Raw genomic sequence first — 20,807 nt, 5'->3', positions numbered from 1 at the left:
CTGCAGCTGCTGTTGTGTTATATAATCCAAATTTCCCCTTCGTTCCTTACAGCTTTTGATATTATCTTCGTTCAATTATATTATTTATCTATGTGATAGCGACTACCTTCGCTCCGAGACTGCCCCGGAAATGTCCCAGTGCCCAAGTATGCCCGTCCGGGTTGAAGCTGGCTACCGCATCCTCGTGTACAATAATGCTGAATCCCAGATTATACGCATCCACTGCCGTATGCAGCACACAGATATCCGTACATACTCCGATCAGGTGCAGCTCGGTAATGCCGCGTTCACGCAGCTTCAGCTCGAGATCCGTGCCGCTAAAAGCGCTGTACCGGGTTTTGTCCATCCAGTAGATGGCTTCACGGTTCGCTTCGTATACGGCCTTCAGGTTGCCGTAGAGCTCACGTCCTTGACTGCCCCGCAGATTATGCGGCGGAAATAATTTACTCTCCGGATGATATGGATCATCTGCTTCATGCAAGTCTACAGCCATCACAACATAATCCCCGCTCTGCACGAACTGTTCCGTGAGCTGGCTGACCCGTGGCGCAATCTCGATACCGGGCTGCCCTACCGGCAGACTTCCGTCAATGAAATCATTGGTGAAATCAATTACGATTAGTGCTCTCATTAGTTGATAGCCTCCTCAAAGGGTTGTGAGCATAAGCTTCCCAGCAGATTAGGTATAAATCGATAATAAAGGTTCATGGTCCGTGAACATATAGAGCTGTGCCGGACGCTGGGAGTATTGATTGGAGCTGAGCGGATTGCCCGCTTCATCACTTACTTCCTTTAATATACCCTGCCGGCTGCGTGTTGACGTAATTTTACGGATAAAATTCGGTTCCTTGAATTCAGGCACGACCGTCTGGATCACCTGATACAGCTCACTTAGCGTGAAATGGCGCGGCAGAAACTGCCGTGCAATCGTAGTCTGCAGCATTTGCTGCTGAATCCGCAGATAAGCGTCGGTAATAATATCATGGTGGTCAAAAGCCAGCTCCAGCTTCTCCAGCGCTTCCTGCAGGGTGAACAGGCCAACCTCCCCTGCATCATCAGAGGCCTGACGCTGCTCCAGCATCCACTCCTCGACCAGTGCAAAAAACGCATGGCTGATGATCCAGCCCCGCGGATCGCGCCCCGGCTTGCTGTAGACACCGAGATATTCCAAATGGCCGCCGTCTACGCCGGTCTCTTCCTTCAGCTCACGCGTAGCCGCATCATAGATCGATTCATCTTCCTGGCAAAAGCCGCCCGGCAAAGCCCACATACCTGCATAGGGCCATTTCTTGCGCCGGATCAGCATAACTTTCAACTCCCGCAGCGGGAGTGTCTTCGTGACCGTCTTCCGTTCGCGTTTGGTCAGCGTAAACATGACAATATCCGCCGGAACGCCGTCCGGAGTGCGGTATTTTTTGGAGTTATAGGTTTGTTCCACGTTCTCGCTCACTTTAGATCATCCTTTGCCGCAGCTATATTTGCTGTTCGTATCTTTTAATGTACCAAACCTGTCCTCTTAAAATCAACCGCAGTTCGCGCTATATATGAAAAAGGGACGGATTCTCATCCGCCCCGGGGGTATTCAATTAGTCACCGCAAGTGGATGGAGGCGCTTCTGTGCCTGCTTCCACATTGATTTTGTCCGAGACGGTATCCCTGATAACGGAGATAACCAGCTGCAGCAGATAGTTAATGTCGCTCTGGCTCTGCTGGAACTCGTTCACGACCGGAATACTGTCTATTTCATCCTGCAGCACTTCAATTTCCTGTTCAATCTTGGCGACCATCGCCTGATTCTTGAAGCTCTCAAAGGCCACAATCTCCTTCTGCTTCTTCTTAATGGTAGCAATCAAACCCTGTACACGATCGTGATTCAGAATTTTCTGCTCGGCCTGCTGGAAATGCCGGACCTCTTCACTGGTGGAGATGAGTGTAGCCAGCTCCTTCGCTTTGCCCATAATATCCTCTCTTACGATTAAATCACGGGTGTTGTGGGTCTGCATGCCGTATTCATTCAAACGCGCTTCTTCCTGGCTCAATCTTCTCGCCCCATTTCTCTATAATTAGAGGACTGCTGCAGCTTCCGCCAGATAGTCCCCTTTGATGTACCATGTCTTCGTACTGGTAATTCTCACCTGCACCATTGTGCCGATCAGTGACGGCGGGCCTTCGAAATGCACCAGCTTGCTGTCACGGGTACGTCCAGCGAGTACGTTGATGTTGTTCTTGCTGTCGCCTTCCACCAGTACCTCGACCAGCTTGCCGAGCATCCGTTCATTGCCCTGCCGGCTCTGTTCTTTGATCAGATCGTTCAGACGCTGCAGGCGCGCGCTTTTGACTTCCGCCGGAACGTTATCTTCCATAGCAGCAGCCGGAGTACCTTCGCGCGGAGAATAAATGAAGGTATATGCCATATCATACCCTACTTCGCGCACCAGCGACAGTGTCTCCTCGAACTGCTCTTCGGTTTCACCCGGGAAACCGACAATAATATCGGTAGTCAGCACCGCGTCTGGCACGCCTGCTTTGATCTTGCGGACCAGCTCCAAATATGCTTCACGGGTATACTTGCGGCTCATCTGCTTCAGGACGGCTGTACTTCCCGACTGGACCGGCAGATGGATATGCTCCACCAGATTTCCGCCCTTGCCAAGCACTTGAATCAATTTATCGTCAAAATCACGGGGATGCGACGTCATGAAGCGGATACGCGGAATATCGATCCCCCGCATGTCGTCCATCAGGTCCCCGAATGTATAGTCAATGTCGGTAAAATCCTTCCCGTAGGCGTTTACATTCTGCCCCAGCAGCGTAACTTCCTTGAAGCCCTGACGGGCCAGCTCCCGCACTTCGGCAATGACATCTTCAGGACGCCGGCTGCGCTCCTTACCCCGGGTGAACGGCACAATGCAGTATGTGCAGAACTTGTCACAGCCGTACATAATATTCACCCAGGCGCGCAAACCTTCTCTCTTCTTCGGCAGATTCTCAATAATGTCGCCTTCCTTGGACCAGACCTCGATCACAAGCTCCCTGCTGAACACCGCTTCCTTAATCAGCTCCGGCAGCCGGTGGATATTATGCGTACCAAAAATCATATCCACGAAGCCATAACGGTTCATGATCCGGTTAACTACGCCTTCTTCCTGGGACATGCAGCCGCAGATCCCGAGCAGCAGCCCCGGCTTCTCCAGCTTGAGCGATTTGAGATGACCCAGCTCTCCGAACACCTTATCTTCCGCATTCTCGCGGATTGCACATGTATTTAATAGAATAAGATCAGCATCTCTGCGGTCATCAGCCGGCTGGTAACCCAGTTGCTCCAGCATACCTTTCATCGTTTCGGTATCATGTTCATTCATTTGGCAGCCGTAGGTAAAAATAGCATAACATTTGCCCTTACCAAAGGTCTTCATATCCTCTGGAATTTCAAAATTATAATGAACCTCAATACCTTCTTTGCCACGCCGCTTACCTTCTTTATAATCGGGCTGGCTGTTTATCTGGACATTCCTACCTTTAATACGATATGTTGTTTTCCCCTCTTGCTCACTTATAACTTTTGCATCAGAAAAATCAAAATACTTGGAGTAATCTATTTGTTCTTTTTTCATTTTAGCTGACACATCCTTACTTATTTCTTAGCTAAACTTTTTAGCCATTCTTCAATAGCGTTAATATCTAGGGCACCATCATTTATCGGAAAAGAATCAGGAAGATTTTCATCCAGAAAGTCACTTCTCTTTTCATTCAGCCTGTCCCAACCCATAATATCCTTTGCCATATATGCCAAATCATAACTCCGTTCCTTACCATCTATTTCAAGCCAAAGGTCAAGTTTTGCACCTTCTATTTCAAAACCGCCACCAAAACCTGTATTATGAATTAACTTTCCTCCCTTTCGGCTTTTACGACCGAACTGGTTCCCTGACAAACCTTGAATATAAGATTTGTCTCCCTTTATATAAGTAACACCAATACACTTTGCCTCCATTAATATCCCTCCATACAAAGCAGCTGTAAGTTTGTATTATAAAACACGGAAAGTTAGTGTTACTATCGAACATTAATTCTAAGGTTTTTGACACCTTCAACCAAAGAACTAATATTAACCTTATACAACTCATCACTTACTCCATCTGGAAAAGGTATAAGATATTCTCTAATTAGTTCAATTAACTCAGAAGCATACCCTGTTATTAAACAAAATCCTTGTTCGTCATCCGATCCTACTTGTTCATCATATTCAACAACTTTATATTTCAATCTAAACTTGGATGAATGATACTTCATCCCATCTTCTTTACAATAGTCCAAGATGTCACCACAACTACTGGTACTTCTTTTTCCCCATATTCTTGGATTTTCATAATTAATTTCACTATTGAAGACATACAACTTTTTATTGAATGCCAATTTATTCAAAAGCTTTATTTGTCTAAATACAATGTCTAGTTCATCAATGTGTTCTGTATCTTCATAATATCTCTTATTAATTAGAAGAATTAACTGAGAATAAGCTAGTTCTTCATATTCTTTTTCTGAAATATACTTAGATGCAAAAAACTTTCTTATTATTTTTTTTAAGTCATCAATTGTTTTTATCCCATTTCTATCAAGATATCCAAATACCATATCAACAGTTTCTTTGCGTGCATTCAAGTAAAAATGTATAATTTTTTGTATCTTTTTGAGTTCCAATATTCTCCCCCCTATTTATGAAACAACCCTTCTAAACAATGGAAAATCGAAAAATATATGATTCATTATAAAGAATTAACCCAATTAACAGCTTCTTCGAAATCATTAACTGCTTTATCAGAATCCTTTTCACCAGGCATTAAACTTGAATGAGCGATTTTATGTCTGTATTTGCTTCTATGCTCCTTAATTAATGTCCATAGGGAGCTTTCATCCGCCACTAAAGATTTACCTGTTTTCTCTTTAAGATGTTCATCACATCTTCTTGGGAAATCAGTTTTTGTAATTTTAAGGTATCTATCTATTTCAGATTGAGTTTTACCGTCATTAAGCATTTTTTCGGTTATTTTTTGTTCAACAGCAACTTCTAATGCTGCCGAAGCATTAATTATTGCTGACCTATACTCACCACGTTCATTTAAATTCCGTGCCATTATTAACAAATCGCGTGTTGGAGGTATTTCAAAATAGTTTATTAGCCTTTCTTTTAAAGTAATCAAATCGTTTTCTTCAATATCATTCATCCATTTGTCGTATGGAGCAATTGAAGACATTTTCCCAGCTGCTTTTGTTTGCTCTACTAAGTTACCATCCCTAAAGCTCTGTACATACGTTCCTGATAAAGTATGCATCGTAATTGTTTCAACAAAAACATCGTTTCTAGAATAGCTGTATTGCTTAATAAACTTATTTAATGCTTCGTGGTATGGATAGACTAAAAAAAACATACTTGATAATTTATTATGGATAATTAATTCTTTTTTCATTTCTTTTAATGCTTCTTCATCTGCACCATCGAACATATCGTTCGCACTTTTTTGTAATTCATCCTGCTCAATATGTTCAAGTCTGCCTGATATAATAATCGTTTTGAATCGCTCTATTAATTCCTCTTTATTTATTTCATTTATCATTTCCTCAGTTACTTCAAAATCCTCTTCAAATACACAGCTTATATAGCTCTTACAGGGTGTGAAAGCATAGCTGGATATTCGATTTCTTACTATATAATTTTCGAGATATTCCTTTTCACCTTCTAAATAAGTAGCAGTCTTGGAATTAGCGAATGGGTTGATATGAAGTTTAAAAACTTCATCACTCAATTTTAAATTGAATACCTTATCAGTTTCATCATAAATTTTAACCATTACTGGATAAATACCATTTGGAAGCTGAATCATAAAAGGCAATTCGTTTGTAAAGAGAACTTTTAATTTCAATTTAACACCCTCCTTATTCAATGGTAATTTGTAAGATATCCTCGATAGGAATCCAAACAATTATATAAGAACATAATAACTTCACTTGATTAAGCTGATTATCAATATACCCTATTATCCCAATATATTCTATGTTTTCAAATTCACCAGATTCGATAACTTTTACATTTAAATTTTTTCTCCATTGCTTCATTAATAACTATTGTGAATTCTTCTATCTGTTCTTCATTAAACTGCGTTTTCATTTTCTTCAATTTATAGTTATGAAAATTAAGAATAGGTGCTCGATGTTCTGACTGCATAAACCGAATTCCCTCTCGCAATTTCCTTGTTGTAGCTTTGTTTCTTTCTACATAACACATTTATTTCCCTTTTTTCACTGACATAAATAAAAAACCCTCCTTAGAGGGTTAAATTGCTACTGGCTTTGCCGCCATATTATCAATTCCTATAATACACACTCTAATTTGGTGATTAATCAACTTCATTGATTCTTCCCCAATTGTCCGAACATAAGCTAATAATCTCTTTTTACTTATTGTATTCATTTGTGTCACATCTACTTTACCGTTCAAAACCTCAACGACAGTGATTACCCCTGAGTAAAAATTCCCTGTGTTATTGCTTATCACAAGCACTTCCTGAACAATCCCATCATACATTTCAGCAAGATAAATTTGACCCCGAACAATACATTTCCAGTCTATATAATGCTTCTTCTTTTGTTTTAACTCTTGATTAACTATTTCTTTTTTAACTTTTACATTCTCCATTTTATTCACTCCTTAAATAACTCTAAATTCAAATGATACAGAATTATAAAAGGGATGTGTATTTTATCAAAATTTATCCATTTTAATTATTAATGTATAATTAATTGTATATAAATTTATCATTTAGGAGTGGTAATTATAAAGGACGCAATACCAATTAATGAATTATTCAATAATTTAGATAAAATGACTAAATTAATCTTTTACAAGCTATTTTTTGATACACCTGATGCGATTTACTGGAAAGAAAATATTCGAAATCAGGAAATGAAATACAAAAGAGGAGAAGTAGAATGCAAAATTCAAATACATTCAATTCGTGTGGCAATGATAAAATTGGAAGCCTCTATGATTATTAATGAAAGCACTAACGGAAGAAAAATTGAATATGCTTTATCTGATTATGGTAAGCACATTGTTCAATTGTTGAAGAAAAATGGACAAAAAAAATAAGTCCTCTACCAAAGGCGATGTTTTTCATTACTTGTTTTTCGTTCATAACCGTTAAATTAACTATAAATTCAATTATCTTTTCTTCACTAAATCCTAATGCTGACACAGAATCACCAAACTCGAATAATCTTGACTCTTGACTTAGTATTTTGTTTATTTGTCTTATGTTATTTGCTTTAAATCACTCCCGATTATCTTTTCTAGTTCTTCGAGAGTATAATCTTTATCGTATATACGTAACATATCACCTCACCACCTTTTATTTGTTACTGAAAAAAACCTCCAATGGAGGTTAATCGTCATAAAATCCTGATTCAATTTTTTCGCCTAGTCTAATATCAATTATTATCTTAGTAAATACTTCGTCTATTTCTTCAAATGATTTATTTAATACTTTCTTAAAAAGTGAATCTGCTAAATCCTTTCTGTAACAATAAAAATCCGCAAATGAATTCCATAATTCCAAAAATGTATTTTTCAATTCTTTTGCGCCCCTATCCAATCCAATTATATAGAACTTCTCACCTGAGTTTTCTTCTTGTTTTTTCTTGTATTCTACTATCGCCTCCCTGTATTTAATAATAAATAGCATAATATCCGATTCATTAATATTATTCATTTAAATCACTCCATTTATATTTTTATAATTTTAGCTTGATTTTTATTTTGCAATACTTTATATTAGCATTAAAGTTAAAAATTCAGAAAACGGAGAGTGATTATAATGGATTTTGATTTTTTCGATTTTAGTAAAGCTACTACTCGCAGTATTAATAAAGAACCTAGTATTAATATTGCTAAATCGGGTCGCATAACGTTTAATAAAAAATTAACGGAGAAAAAAGAAATTACCGCAAATAAATACGTTCAGATCGGCTTCGACAAAAAGAGTGGAAAAATTGCAATAAAGGTGTTGGATACAAACAAGAATGAAAAAGAGGAAGAAGATCCTAGAGCAATTAAGGTTAATTTCATTGAGAAGACAAAAACCCTTTATGTAACGGCTACTCCATTCTTCAGAAGCATTGGATTTGATTTAGAGAATGGTGTAGGCTCTATCCAAGTAGAGATTGATAAAGACGGTCTAATTATTGCCCAGCCACCAATTCAAGAAAAATTGTATATTGAGGAACTGGACGGAAAGAAAGAAGAATCCGATAAAAAAGAAGAAATCAAGAAAGAAGAAGTTAAGAAGTAAATCAGAGCAACAAAAAGAGAGGGCGCAAGCCCTCTCTTTGCTTTTCATTAAGCTATTACTAACTTTCCTGCATTAATTCGTTCCATCATTCCATTTAAATAATTCATTTCATTAGTATCAAGAGTGTCTAACTCGTCCTGCTTAACGATTAATTTTCTATTCCTCATAATCCCTTTTTGCGTCATAACTAATTTATCATTGATTTTCATTTCGAAAATTTCTGATAGTATTCTCTTTTCTATCTCATTGAAATCAAACAAATAAATCCCCTCCAGTTTTTTGGTAGCTCGATGATACCGTAAACCGCAGAAAATTCATATACTTCTGTTTTGATGTTGATTTCCAAGTGTTAATAGTAAGGTTCAGCTCGTTACCAAACCTTCTGGTTGCCATTCTGGTGTATTATTCAAAGTTCAGCGACTCTTATCTCCATAATCATTTTGAACGCTTAAAACGCTTCTGGTGCATTATAGTCTTTTAAACAGTCTTTTTATTAATAAGCTATCTTTTCATTTTTTTAAATTACTTAATAGTGTATTTAAAAAACCATTCTTTAGCTAGATAAAAAATTGTTTTAAACCACAATACAAAAACAGTTTTAAAAAAAACTTTTTTTTGTTTTTTATATAATATATGGGTAAATCAAATTTACATTTACCGAATACTTTAAAATAAAACAGGTTTTACATTACAAAAAAATTATAATTGTAAAGCGCATTTGCAATCCAAATTTTTATCTACATAATGTAATACCATTTAAACTAACAAATTCACAAGTAATCACAATCTCAAAACACTATTCAAATTACTAATATAATGTATCAAATCAAATTTAAATGTTACTCAGTCTTCCCCATAATATATTGACTTTCTTTCCAACCTTTGCTTTATAAAGGTTCAATAATGAAATTAAATTGTTTCTCAACTAAACGCTTTCCAACTTCAAGGTGAATAATCACTGGCTTACCGTATGTATCTTGCCTTGATGTATTTTCCCGGTCACTTGCTAAAATTATAATGTCATATAGTTCCGATTCTTTTTGAATCTTCTCTACACTTTCGTTTGCTGCTGCTTTATCAGAAAAAAATGATGTATTTATCCCAATCGCTTTTATATCTTTTCCATTTTGATTAATATACTCTATGACTTCATTAGTTAATACTTCTTCTTTGTTATTCATAAATTGTAATTCAAACATTTTACACCACTCCTATATGGTTAATTTTATATACTCTAAATTATAACTCGATTATCAAAAATACAGAAATCCCACTTAAATCGTGCTACAATAAGCCTAAATAAAGTACATAGAGGTGTATTATGAGAAAAAAACTTATCAAAGCAATGTTAATTCCATTGGTGTTTTCTACCCTCACGACTTATTCTGTTTCAGCAGCTAGTGATTCCTTAAAATTAAAATTGCAAATTGGCAGTAAAACAGTCGTGATTAATGAAACACAAAGCGCTCAGTTGTTGCAGTCACCTTTTATCAAGGATAATTCTACTTATATACCTTTACGCTTTATATCGGAGCAATTAAATGCTGGTGTTCAATGGGATCAGAAGAATAAAGTAGTTACTATTACAAAAGACGACAAAATAATCACTTTAAAAGTCAATGATAAGCAAGTAAAAATTAATGATTCTATTCAGTCCTTAGAATCACCAGCTCTAATTGTTGGTGGTGCTACTTTTGTCCCTTTGCGTTTTGTTAGTGAAAATTTAAACGTATCTCTTACTTGGGAACAAAAAAGCCAATCAATTACCATACAGACACAATCAGGTGCTGGCACTACTTCTGATGCTGCCGCTACTTCTAATACTGTAACTACTTCTAATGCTGGAACGAATACTAAACCTGTAACACCAAATGCTAAAACAGATGAAGAACAAATAAGAGAAGTAATCCAAACACATATTGATTATTTAAATAATAAGGATGCTGCTGGCGTATTACGTATTACCTATAAACCTACTGAAACAAAGGAGCAACTACAATCTAATTTTGATACCTATGATATGGAATATTCAATTGATAACGTAAGTGATATATCGGTCAAAGGTTCCGAAGCAACCGCCCTTGTTACCAGGATTGCTAAAAGATATGCATTTGATTTTAACAAAGTTGAACCAGAAAAATACTTAGAGGTCCATATGAAAATTGTTTTTGATACCTCTTTTGTCAAAGTTAATGGGGAATGGAAAGTTTATAGACTTAGTAATAAAGGTACGACAAATCTACTTAAAAAATAATTCAAAGAACTTTACATTATAGGTTTCTATACAGCCGCCCTCCTATTATGCTGTAGGGGGGTTATATTGCTTTTATTTACTACAGCATTCTGAATAATAGTAATTTCAACAAAAATGAAACATTATATATAATACTTTCTTAAGCTAATAGCAAAATATTAAATACCAAGAGAAGAAAGTCTTAAATCCGAAGAATATATTAGATGATAATGAAGAACAAAAAAATCATCGGAGTGTCTAAAATGAAAATTAAGAAATCTATAGACAAATTTAATATTGCAAAAATTCAAGCTGGCGGTAAAAAGGACGATATTGCAAAATACTATCTCGACTCAGAATTAGCTGGAAATATCGCTCAATACGCCTCATTAGAAGTATTTAAACTTATGCACGAAAAATCCAAGCTTGCTAATGAAGAAATATCAGTTCCACCAACATTTGAAGATTACGGAATATCAGCTAATTATTTTAAAAGAATAGGTATTTTTATGGGGATATCGTCATTTCTAGGAGGCATTACAGGGTTATTATTATTTGCTTACGGTTGGTATTTACTTGATATCAGTTCAGATGAGGTATGGTCAGGGCTTTTAATAAGTATATGTGGTCCTGGTGCTATATTAGCAATACCCATATCAGCCTTTTTCCGGTCGTGCTATGTAACATTCTCTAGTAGAGTGAAAAAGTGTAGCAAATATTGTCAGGCAATAAGGAGTTTCTCAAAGAATAAAATGGATTTTTGGCAAAATTTATCGTGGCAGGAGTTTGAAAAAGAGGTTTCTAATATTTTTTCTAGAGAGGGATTTGTTGCGAGAGTTACCAAAGCCACCGGGGATAAAGGCGTGGATATAATAATGCATCATAACAATCACAAAATCATTGTTCAATGTAAGCAGTATAAAAAACCAGTTGGACCCGCAATAGTTAGAGAGTTAATCGGAACGGTTTATAGTCAAAGAGCTTCTCTCGGTATCCTTATTGCTTTGACTGGATATACACAAGGTTCTTACGATGCTGCCAATGAGGGTCCAATTTTATTATGGGACATTAGTGATCTTTTGCAACTAAATAAAGAATATATTGAACAAATTTTCGCTGATAATGATGTTATGTAACAATTTATGGAGTAAATAGTATTTGTCTGACGAGTTTCATTCATTATTTCTTACCCACTCCATAATTTATTTTCTTAGCTTTACTAAAATCTATTTCTATTTCAATATTCAACACGAATCTTATGTAATAAATAGCGATTAGAATACTGTCGCTCATATTGTCGTCTATGTCGTCAAAACTGTTTAAAAGCCCTTTAACTATGCTAATACTTGTTTCCTTATCAACCTCTTTAACTTCAAATAAGCCTTTAATTCCGGTTGCTGGTGCAACCTCTTTGTTCTTTGTAGCTGCTTTTCCGACTGAACCTTTCCATTCACTCACAGGAATCGGATCAGCGAACTGTATGCCCTTTTGTTGAAGGTAAGACTGTAAGAAAAATTGAAGTTTAATTAGAAATTTCATTGCTTTATAAAAGCGTCCATAAATGTCCTCAATAACAACAAAATCATCTTGCTCTATAATTAAATCCAAATATTGACCCAACTCCTGAATAGTTAAATAATCCTTTTTACAGTGTTTAAGCTGAATAGCACCATACTGTTCTAAAACCACCCTCTCGCTTGTTATGTTCCATATTGAGTAACCAGTGCGTGTTGCACCGTCTAACGCTATAAGTCTCATAAAAACAAACCAGGAAGCCGTTAGGCTCCCTCGTATGTTCCTTGCGTTATTTGGTTAATCTCTCTTTGGTTGTTGGCAGTATGGGTTATTGTTTTCATATGGTATTGTTTAAATTGGATTATTTCTTTTTGATTCATATAATCTTGAACGCCGATTGCGACCAGCTCAGCTTCTTCAGGTGTAAGTGCGATATACGCTTGTCTAATGGGTCCTGAAGTCGGTGTAATCGCCCCCTGATCGGTTTGCTTACCACTGTGTTTGCTTAACTTAAAATTCAGATTCCCTTTATCGTCATAAGCCAAAGTGAAGATACGTGATAGTACGTGACCGTTCGTGATAGTTCCCTTCATATCCTTATAACAAGGGATTTTCTTACCTCTAATGTCTTCTGTCTTATTAAAGAGCCTATCTAACGAACCGTTCAGTATGTGGAAACACACACGCTTCATTACAAGAACATCAAGATAATGGTCAAGGTTTCCTTCTTTATTGGCTTTATTATCTACATTCAGAGGAATAAGCCTTAAATTGATTTTGTATTGCTTCGGATTTAACTTATTGGTCATTAAGTCAGCTAAACTAAAAATTATCTTTTTATCACGATACACTTTTATAATTTCATTATTTTGATACTCTGCCATTTTAATCACTCCTATTATTAAAATGTTTTCTTATTATAATTTTAATACAGAAGTTAATTTTTTTAAAATTTTAACAAAAATAAAAAGAGCATTTCTGCTCTTAGTAATCATAGTTATATTTTAAATTTTTTATCAAAATTATCATAGATTCTTAATTCTATTTATTCGCCAAATAATCACAAGCCTCTGCTGGTGTGAAAATATTTTTCGCTCCTAATTCCAATAATCTTTTCTTTTTCTCCTTCTTATGAAAGTTATTATCTCGTGTTATAAAAATATCCCCAGAGTAATACATATGTGACCACATTACAATGGAATCACATCTTGAATTAAGCCATTTCTTATCAAGTTCATTACTTTGAGTAATATTATTGGCTGCACAATAATTTGTGTATTCATATTGAATATTAGGAAAAAGGATATTATGTATGTTTTCTTCCAGTTCGATCATATTTTTAGATGCCCAAATGCTCTTCCCCCAAAACGTTACATTCCAAATTAAGAATGGGTAAAGATGTTCAAAATCGCTAAATCCTATTGATTCAATAAATCTTTCGAATATATCATAATTATCTATTTTCTTTCCATCTATGTACTTTTCGGACGCTGATACTGCGACCAATCTAACATTAATAATATTCTGCTCTTTCAATTCTTTAAGTTTGAGTATATTCTGATATCCATCTCGTTTTTCTTCAACATCAATTAGTGAATTGGTATCTAATGTAATACTTAATATTTCAATCTCCTCCTGCTGATTTTTATCTAACGGTAACTATCAAATCTCTTCATAAATTATCTCAAAATCAGGTTTCTTAATCTCTATAAAGTATTTAAATACTGTTTTTCTAAGTCTTAATAGAATTGACGCTGCCTTAGATAAAGTATTAAGTGAATTTTTTAGATTCTTTCCTTCTCCAAGGTATTTAAACACCAAATGTGTTGATATTAAATCTGAAAATAAAGCTCTCTCAGATCCATCAATAATTTTAAACAATTCTAATTCATTATCTTTCACCTTTTTTATGACTTGTTTTAAGTCCTTATTATCTAATTTGGGATAGTGAAATGAGTTGTTCCGAAAGTTATTTAAGTTTGTGTATGTTTTCTTTTCCTTCTCGGTATCAAAAACCTTTAATAAATCGTTAAAGTCCTGTTTGTCTTCATCGTTAAACATAGAAATAAAATTAATTATTTCCTCATGCTGCATTGAATCTTCAAGAAAATCCACTGCTTCTTTTAAATGAGAAGAAGCTAATCTAAAAAAATATAATGACAATGCGGAGTGATCTTCTCTATTGGAGTGTTCTTCAATTTTAGAATTGGTAAAAAGAATATCATTACTTATTGAGTAGAATTGAATAATCCACCTGGAAATAACATCGTTTATATCGAATACTTCACCAAATTTCATTTTCCCAATATACCCCTTTAGATTTTTTATTTAACGTATTGTTATTTTCATTAGCTCAGGAATAATGATTTGATACATTGTCGAATGCCTTACTCGTGTTGAATCGTTTGGAAATAATCTTCTATAAATAAAATTAATGTTCGTACTGTAATATCCCTAAACTGATTATATGTAAGACTGACTTCATATGAAATATTTTTATATCCTTCATCTTTAATTAGCTTTGACTTAACGATGTTTAATGTACGCCCTTCATAGCCTTCTTCATTAAAATGAAATGACCAATAGTTACCCTCATGAGCAACATTATTTCTAATAGAGCTTAGTAACAGTGCAAATTCAGAAATGCTGATTTCTGGTTTATAAAACATAGTGTCATCAACTAGAGAAACATTAATACTTTGTTCAATTGTCTTTCTATCCGTTTCATTTAAATGTTTCTCGTACATTTGAATTACCATTTCTTGCTTCTGAATTTTAGTTGGAAGAAATGTGAATAACGCTTCAATACAAGTGATAATAAAGAAAATACTAAGATCTCTTCTGCCAGGTCTAATAATTTCAATCTCGTCTGATAGAGTTACTAATCTTTGTACAGTATTTATCATTCTTCGTGGTAACACATTAGAACAATTAAGTTTAGCTGTTATAAACAGCTCAAGTTCTTCTTCCGTTTGAAAAAAATTCTCAAAAAAAATCTTGTGCCTGATTATAAGATCCTGTTCCATCATTCAAATCACTCCAATAATTTTTATTAATACAATAAGACTATAAAGAGTTCGTGAAGTGAATTTAACAATCCTGCCAGTTCGCTTAGTGTAGCCTTTTCTAATACTAAGAAATAAGCATTCAGGCTAATAAAAAAAGAGAACATTTCTGCCCTCCTTTTTGTTTTTATGTATGTTTTATTTTATGAAGGATTCTCTGCAAGCAAATCTTCCATTTTGATATATTTTAATTGGTTTATTTTCCATTCACCATTAACTTTATCTAATGTAGCATCAAAATAAACTTTTTGTTTCATAGTAGTATAAGTTACATCATTACTAACATATGAAATTTCTGTTATGCGTGTAAATAATGCGGTTGCTTTTTTATTAGTAATCTTAATATCTTTCACATCATCAACAATGTAAATAACACTTTGCGTTTCAAAATATGTCTTTAACTGCGCAACAGTTTCTTTAGGAGCTGAAAATGTAGTGAGAAATTTCACCGCATCTCTGTCATTAAAATATTTTGTATTCAATGCTAGAATTTCTTTGATTTGATCTTCTTCTGTATAATTTGAAGCATTATCCTCAATTGTGGCTCCCTGTGATTTGATAATTATTGATTTATCAGTTTGATTCCAAATAACCTCTGCATTTAAATTTTCACTAATAAATCTTAATGGTACAAAGGTCATATTTTTTGACACAGTTGGAGGATTTTCTAAAATACTGGGTTTATCATTTACAATAATATTTTTACTATTAATGACTAAAACGATTGTCTTTCCATTTTTATCAATAGTAACTTCCTGTTTTTCCTGATTCCATTTAACATTTGCATTCAAATTTTCTGAAATGAAGCGTAAAGGAACCATAGTACTGTTGTTTTTAATATATGGAGCATAATCCAACTTAAATTTTGTTGAGTTATTTATTTCACCTACACTACTACCAATTTGAAGTTTGATAATATTATTTTCATTAAGATCTGAATTCGCATAGATTTTTTGTGGAACTGAAATTATTAGAGATAAAGCGACCGATGCTGCAAAGAGCTTTTTCAAGTTCATAAATACACCTCGTCATATTTTATCAAATAATTATATCAGTTAAAAATCATAAAAACATTATTTAAATTTAAGTATAAATAAATCAAATAAATTAATCTTATTTGAAAAATACAAAAATATAAATTTGTTATATAAAATAAAAAAAGAGCATTTCTGCTCTTAGTCAATTTTCTTTTATTCTCTCCAAATAGAATAATGCCGAAGCTATTCCCTCTAAACGACCTTCATAATATTTTCTTGCATCGCTTGGATCATATGCTGTCAAATAATCGAAATAATTATCCTCAACTGAAACTTCTTCTTCTTCTTCTTCTTCTTCTTCTTCTTCTTCTTCTTCTTCTTCTTCTTCTTCTTCTTCTTCCGCTTCCTCTTGCATTTCTTCCCCGTCTATAATTCGCAGATACCTTTCACAAAGTTCTTTTTCTTCTTCTAAATAAACAACTGCTTTTTCATATTTTTCTTTGTTTAACATTTTATATCACCTCATAAGTAATATTCACTAATTTTTCTTCGTCCCTATTGTATAAGCCAAACTCTTCTGCTGAGTTCAAAAGGAACAAGGCGTGTTTTCCGCGGTAATAATGAGAGCAAACTAAATCCTCAAAAATATGGTCAGCAATTTCGCTTAATTCTTCATTTAACTCTTCTGTATCCCAATCATAAACGGTTGGTTCATTTTGCTCTAAATTAATCGAATCATTAGTACAACTAAGTGTAAATCCAATAATAAAGAATAATTTACCTTTGTATTCAAATTGGAATCCAATTTCTTTTTTAACTTCACTTATTATGAAATTAACCATTTTATACTCATTATCTTCTTTAATCCAATCATATTTTATCGACATTTTAAACACCCTTTGATTTATGTATTTTGTTTACTTTATTAGTCTAGTTTATTTTATATAATTCGTCAATACCTTATTATAATTTTATATTTTTCAATAAAAGATAATAACCAACATAAGTTTATATTTGTATTTTCTAATATTACTATTCACATTAAAAAAAAGTGCTTTTCAGCACTCTAATTCCATTCAAATGATAAACTTGATAATTCCATTTCTAACGTCATTTGTTCTTCTACTTTTATATTAAACTTATCTTGTATGAAACGGCACAGCTTAGTTTTTCTTTGCTCCTTACGAGCGTATAGGCTTTGATTTAAGACATTTATATCTCCTACTACTATAACCATAGCCTTACCTCTCGTAATTGCTGTATAAACTAAATTCAGATAGAGCATTGAGGTATCTTCGGCAACTATAGGTATAATAACTACCGGATATTCTGAACCTTGGCTCTTATGTACGGTACAACTGTATGCCAAATCTAATGCATTTATTTCTTCGCCTTTAAACTCTATATCGTTATCTTTATCGTCAAAACGCACGAATATAGATTTGTTTTCGATTTTAGTTATAAAGCCTACATCGCCATTAATAACGTCTTTTGCTTCAATGTTCTTTAAGTGAATAACTTTATCGCCTAATCTAAAGCCCCTGTAATCCTGTATATCATTATTCTTTGGATTCAATATGGCTTGTAGCTCTTTGTTGAATTCTTTCACTGATAAAGGTGTATCTTCTCTTTTAGGCATTAGAACTTGAATATCTTTCAATGTATCAAATTCAGAAATCCCTTTTGATTTTCGGTAGTTATTTAAATCTTCTTTGATAAGTCCTCGAATGCAAGATTTCACACTATCAGTATTATTTCTTTCAAAATAAAAGAAGTCTTCAATAAACCCTTCTGTTTGTCTAAGAATCAATGGTTGCCTATCTAATAATCGGTTAGCATTTTCAGTGATTGTTGAACCTTTTCCCTGGCGGTATATTTTATCCAAATGAGTATGATAGAAGGCTTTAGAATCAATCATATCTTTAAAGACCTTACCAATGCCCACAGGTTCGAGCTGATCCGTATCACCCACAAACAGTATCTTTGAATTTTCGCCTATAGCATTGAGGAAATTCGCAAATACAAACATATTAACCATACTACTTTCGTCTATAACAAAGAATTCGGCTTCAATTTTATTATCTTTGTTTCTTGTGAATTTTTTAGTTCTTTCGTCCCATTCAAGTAACTTATGTATAGTTGAAGCTTTTCTACCAGTGGCTTGTTTCATTTTTTTGCTTGCCATACCAGTAGGAGCGCAAAGTTTATATTCAAGCCTTAATGCTTCAAGGCAGTAAATCAACCCTTTAAGGCTTTGTGTCTTACCAGCACCAGGACGACCTGTTAGAAGCGATATATTGCTGTCTAGTGCAGTCTTAACAGCTTCAGCTTGCTTCTCACTTAATGGAATCTTACTATCCTTATTAAAGGCTTCTATGTATGTATCCACTTCAATTACTTTTGTCTTTTGATTCATTATTCTATGTAGGAGTTCAGGTAGATACTTTTCTACTTGATATGTTCTTTCAAGATAAATGTCTTCATTATGTTTTATATAACCTAAATCGTCAGATTTACTTAGTTCAAGGTCAGCAATCATATTTTCAATTTTTGAGAGTGAGAGCTGCATAGTTCTCTGAACTTTATCCACAAGGGAAATGTAATTCATATAAGAATTACCACTTTCCTCACTCTTTTTTAAATGGTAGTATATGCAGTTCTCTAATCTTAATGGATGGTCTGGTCTAAAACCAATGTTCTTTGCAATGCTATCCGCTTGTTCAAAACCAATTGTATTAATAAATGTAATCAATTCATAAGGATTTTGGTTTATCTTTTCAATAGGGTCAAATACTCGTTTATTACTTTGCTCCAAGAAATCAGCACTTTCTTTATAACTTAGTCCAAACTCTTGAAGTTGTAACATTATCCTATTTGTTCGCTCGGTACTTGTGAAATACTCTTTTATCAGTTCTTTCTTCTTTTCCTTTAAATCAATGGTATTAATGATATCTGGATTCTCCATTAATAAGTTCATTGCATTAGTTCCTAACGCTTTATAGACCGCTTCTGCTGTTGCCTTACCAATACCGTCTATGTTAGAGGAAATCAACTTTACTACGTCAATTTCCTCATTTTTTTCAATTTCCATTATATCTGTAAATACTTTTGATTCCCCATACTTTGGGTCAATCTTTGTATAATAAGAAAATCTATAATATCGAAACTCTTCAATTATCGTAATCGCATTACCTACCATTGTATATTTCTTATTTTTGCTGTCTTTTACTCGAATTCTATAGAAATTATTATTATATACTTTCGCCTTTTCAACGCAACCTTCAATCATTTGATTATTGTAATTCATTTTAACAACACACTCCTGTGTAATTTTTAATCTGTATCTGTATATAAATACTCGTAATCTTCAACTGTTCTTGACTTTTCTTCCAACTCTTTCTCAATATCAATAATGAGTTCTTCTGTATCTACATAAATGTTATTGAACTGTTTATTTTTTGCTTCTTTAAGCATTTTTTTCAATAATCTATAATTTTCGTGAGAACCATTAATGTGGTCAAAATTATTAATTTCTTCTTCAATGATTTTGATTTCATTATCTTCACTTTCCTGAATTGTCTTAAATAAATCATTCGCGAAATTATCACTCATATAGTTATCCTCCTCGGCATAAGCCTTTGTTTTTTGGTTTTCATTTTTCAATCGTGTAAGTTCTTTTTTTAGTTCTCTGAACACATAGTCTATCTTCTCTTTTCTTTCATATAAATTACTTATCGCTATCTCGACCATAAATGGATATACATATTGTTGAATCATTTTAGTTATCCTTTCACAGGCTTCGTTTCGAATAAAGTCTTTATGTACTTCAACTTCATTTTTAGCTAACAAAATAATATATTGTTCTTGAAGCTTAATTCGCTTATCTTGCAAATAATCATTGAGAAGTAATTTGTATTTTGTAATATCTTCATTTTTATAATCCTTGTCTTTCTTATAAGCTATAATGTCTCGTTGGAACTGAGTACGTTTCTTTATCTGATAATCAATATTTCCGCTATGTTTTAATGAAAAATGCTTTGGTATTCTTAGTACGCTAGGTTCTGGAATACTTATAGGGAAGTATAAACGGGATATTCCAGCGTTATTTGCTCCTTTACTCTTTCTAACTAAACCTGCTTCAATTAAAGTATTTAATGCTTTACCAAAAGTAGGCTTAGACATTTGAAAATCTTCTCTTATGCGCTCAATGTTTCCAATTGGATAATCATAGTAAAATTCACCACTGGTGATATGCTCAATTGATATTTGCTCAACATTGTCGCCTACCCAATTAATAAATACCATCCATACAAATGAAGCGTCTGGATTTTTATTTTCCTTAGCTAACTCTTGAATCCAACCGAACATTAGAAAAGTCTTCATATATTGAAGGGTACTAAATCGTATTTCATTAGACATTTTCAGCCACCTCAACTTCTTTTAACTTTGATTCTAAAAATTTGATTTCTTTGTATTTATTCTTTGCCATTAAATCTAATTTAATAAGTTTAATTTTATTATCTTCAGCATTATCATTAACGAACTTCAAACAACTAATTTCTATACACATTTCAATGTATTGTCTTTTTGCGAAATTAATTCTATTTTCTACTCCTTCTATGAAATAATCATTACTCGCAACTTCCATTATAACCACTCCTTAGTATTTTAT

Annotated in this window: 26 protein-coding genes; 4 read left to right on the top strand and 22 right to left on the bottom strand. The window is 33.9% G+C overall.

The window, feature by feature from the left end:
* Positions 1-88: 88 nt before the first annotated feature.
* The 8 genes from MKX70_RS20210 to MKX70_RS20175 all read right to left on the bottom strand — a co-directional run bounded on the left by MKX70_RS20210 (position 89) and on the right by MKX70_RS20175 (position 6,694).
* Positions 89-631, bottom strand: a complete 543-nt coding sequence (locus tag MKX70_RS20210; protein ID WP_340840594.1) for a cysteine hydrolase family protein — start codon at positions 629-631, stop codon at positions 89-91.
* A gap of 48 nt (positions 632-679) precedes the next feature.
* Complete coding sequence (locus MKX70_RS20205) at positions 680-1,450, bottom strand: NUDIX domain-containing protein (protein WP_042237003.1); 771 nt, start codon at positions 1,448-1,450, stop codon at positions 680-682.
* A 136-nt stretch (positions 1,451-1,586) separates the two neighbouring features.
* On the bottom strand, positions 1,587-2,003 hold the full coding sequence (locus tag MKX70_RS20200; protein WP_442950525.1) for a RicAFT regulatory complex protein RicA family protein: 417 nt from the start codon (positions 2,001-2,003) through the stop codon (positions 1,587-1,589).
* 60 nt (positions 2,004-2,063) lie between these two features.
* Entirely contained in the window at positions 2,064-3,614 is a 1,551-nt protein-coding gene (gene miaB / locus MKX70_RS20195; protein WP_340840593.1) for a tRNA (N6-isopentenyl adenosine(37)-C2)-methylthiotransferase MiaB, read from the bottom strand.
* A gap of 20 nt (positions 3,615-3,634) precedes the next feature.
* Complete coding sequence (locus tag MKX70_RS20190; protein WP_340840592.1) at positions 3,635-3,994, bottom strand: hypothetical protein; 360 nt, start codon at positions 3,992-3,994, stop codon at positions 3,635-3,637.
* A 62-nt stretch (positions 3,995-4,056) separates the two neighbouring features.
* A complete protein-coding gene (locus tag MKX70_RS20185) occupies positions 4,057-4,701 on the bottom strand; it encodes a hypothetical protein (protein WP_340840591.1) in 645 nt (214 codons plus the stop codon).
* A 65-nt stretch (positions 4,702-4,766) separates the two neighbouring features.
* Positions 4,767-5,921, bottom strand: a complete 1,155-nt coding sequence (locus MKX70_RS20180) for a hypothetical protein (RefSeq protein ID WP_340840589.1) — start codon at positions 5,919-5,921, stop codon at positions 4,767-4,769.
* A 410-nt stretch (positions 5,922-6,331) separates the two neighbouring features.
* On the bottom strand, positions 6,332-6,694 hold the full coding sequence (locus MKX70_RS20175; protein ID WP_340840588.1) for a hypothetical protein: 363 nt from the start codon (positions 6,692-6,694) through the stop codon (positions 6,332-6,334).
* A 186-nt stretch (positions 6,695-6,880) separates the two neighbouring features.
* Between MKX70_RS20175 and MKX70_RS20170 the strand changes: the two genes are divergently transcribed.
* A complete protein-coding gene (locus MKX70_RS20170) occupies positions 6,881-7,147 on the top strand; it encodes a hypothetical protein (RefSeq protein WP_340840587.1) in 267 nt (88 codons plus the stop codon).
* A gap of 292 nt (positions 7,148-7,439) precedes the next feature.
* On the opposite strand, the gene MKX70_RS20165 is transcribed toward MKX70_RS20170, so the two are convergent.
* Positions 7,440-7,766, bottom strand: coding sequence for a hypothetical protein (locus tag MKX70_RS20165; RefSeq protein WP_340840586.1), 327 nt, complete (start codon positions 7,764-7,766; stop codon positions 7,440-7,442).
* A 105-nt stretch (positions 7,767-7,871) separates the two neighbouring features.
* Here MKX70_RS20165 and MKX70_RS20160 point away from each other — a divergent pair, with 105 nt between their 5' ends.
* On the top strand, positions 7,872-8,345 hold the full coding sequence (locus tag MKX70_RS20160; RefSeq protein ID WP_340840585.1) for a hypothetical protein: 474 nt from the start codon (positions 7,872-7,874) through the stop codon (positions 8,343-8,345).
* 47 nt (positions 8,346-8,392) lie between these two features.
* Here the strand turns inward: MKX70_RS20160 and MKX70_RS20155 are convergent, their stop codons facing one another.
* Positions 8,393-8,605: a hypothetical protein gene (locus MKX70_RS20155; RefSeq protein ID WP_340840583.1), complete on the bottom strand. Its 213-nt coding sequence runs from the start codon at positions 8,603-8,605 to the stop codon at positions 8,393-8,395.
* A gap of 627 nt (positions 8,606-9,232) precedes the next feature.
* Positions 9,233-9,544: a hypothetical protein gene (locus MKX70_RS20150; RefSeq protein ID WP_340840582.1), complete on the bottom strand. Its 312-nt coding sequence runs from the start codon at positions 9,542-9,544 to the stop codon at positions 9,233-9,235.
* A 122-nt stretch (positions 9,545-9,666) separates the two neighbouring features.
* Here MKX70_RS20150 and MKX70_RS20145 point away from each other — a divergent pair, with 122 nt between their 5' ends.
* A complete protein-coding gene (locus MKX70_RS20145) occupies positions 9,667-10,599 on the top strand; it encodes a copper amine oxidase N-terminal domain-containing protein (protein ID WP_340840580.1) in 933 nt (310 codons plus the stop codon).
* A 242-nt stretch (positions 10,600-10,841) separates the two neighbouring features.
* On the top strand, positions 10,842-11,714 hold the full coding sequence (locus MKX70_RS20140; protein WP_340840579.1) for a DUF2034 domain-containing protein: 873 nt from the start codon (positions 10,842-10,844) through the stop codon (positions 11,712-11,714).
* Positions 11,715-11,757: 43 nt separating this feature from the next.
* On the opposite strand, the gene MKX70_RS20135 is transcribed toward MKX70_RS20140, so the two are convergent.
* From MKX70_RS20135 to MKX70_RS20085, 11 genes are all read right to left on the bottom strand, one after another.
* A complete protein-coding gene (locus MKX70_RS20135) occupies positions 11,758-12,336 on the bottom strand; it encodes a hypothetical protein (RefSeq protein ID WP_340840578.1) in 579 nt (192 codons plus the stop codon).
* A 20-nt stretch (positions 12,337-12,356) separates the two neighbouring features.
* A complete protein-coding gene (locus MKX70_RS20130; protein ID WP_340840577.1) occupies positions 12,357-12,977 on the bottom strand; it encodes a hypothetical protein in 621 nt (206 codons plus the stop codon).
* Positions 12,978-13,134: 157 nt separating this feature from the next.
* Positions 13,135-13,629 carry a hypothetical protein gene (locus tag MKX70_RS20125; protein WP_340840574.1) on the bottom strand — a complete coding sequence of 165 codons (495 nt, stop codon included), beginning with the start codon at positions 13,627-13,629 and terminating at the stop codon, positions 13,135-13,137.
* Positions 13,630-13,755: 126 nt separating this feature from the next.
* Positions 13,756-14,391, bottom strand: a complete 636-nt coding sequence (locus tag MKX70_RS20120; protein WP_340840573.1) for a hypothetical protein — start codon at positions 14,389-14,391, stop codon at positions 13,756-13,758.
* Positions 14,392-14,480: 89 nt separating this feature from the next.
* Positions 14,481-15,122 carry a hypothetical protein gene (locus MKX70_RS20115; protein ID WP_340840572.1) on the bottom strand — a complete coding sequence of 214 codons (642 nt, stop codon included), beginning with the start codon at positions 15,120-15,122 and terminating at the stop codon, positions 14,481-14,483.
* Between the two features lie 179 nt (positions 15,123-15,301).
* On the bottom strand, positions 15,302-16,174 hold the full coding sequence (locus tag MKX70_RS20110; RefSeq protein WP_340840571.1) for a copper amine oxidase N-terminal domain-containing protein: 873 nt from the start codon (positions 16,172-16,174) through the stop codon (positions 15,302-15,304).
* Between the two features lie 163 nt (positions 16,175-16,337).
* Positions 16,338-16,646, bottom strand: a complete 309-nt coding sequence (locus MKX70_RS20105; RefSeq protein ID WP_340840570.1) for a hypothetical protein — start codon at positions 16,644-16,646, stop codon at positions 16,338-16,340.
* 1 nt (position 16,647) lies between these two features.
* Entirely contained in the window at positions 16,648-17,022 is a 375-nt protein-coding gene (locus MKX70_RS20100) for a hypothetical protein (protein ID WP_340840569.1), read from the bottom strand.
* A gap of 179 nt (positions 17,023-17,201) precedes the next feature.
* A complete protein-coding gene (recD2, locus tag MKX70_RS20095) occupies positions 17,202-19,442 on the bottom strand; it encodes an SF1B family DNA helicase RecD2 (RefSeq protein ID WP_340840568.1) in 2,241 nt (746 codons plus the stop codon).
* A gap of 26 nt (positions 19,443-19,468) precedes the next feature.
* On the bottom strand, positions 19,469-20,554 hold the full coding sequence (locus tag MKX70_RS20090; protein ID WP_340840566.1) for a hypothetical protein: 1,086 nt from the start codon (positions 20,552-20,554) through the stop codon (positions 19,469-19,471).
* Complete coding sequence (locus MKX70_RS20085; protein ID WP_340840564.1) at positions 20,547-20,783, bottom strand: hypothetical protein; 237 nt, start codon at positions 20,781-20,783, stop codon at positions 20,547-20,549. The genes MKX70_RS20090 and MKX70_RS20085 overlap by 8 nt, the downstream gene beginning before the upstream one ends.
* Positions 20,784-20,807 lie beyond the last annotated feature (24 nt).

The sequence above is a fragment of the Paenibacillus sp. FSL R7-0312 genome, assembly GCF_038004445.1.
Lineage (GTDB): Bacteria > Bacillota > Bacilli > Paenibacillales > Paenibacillaceae > Paenibacillus_AQ.
The sequence above is the reverse complement of the archived record's forward strand: the minus strand, read 5'-3'. Positions and strand labels throughout refer to the sequence as shown.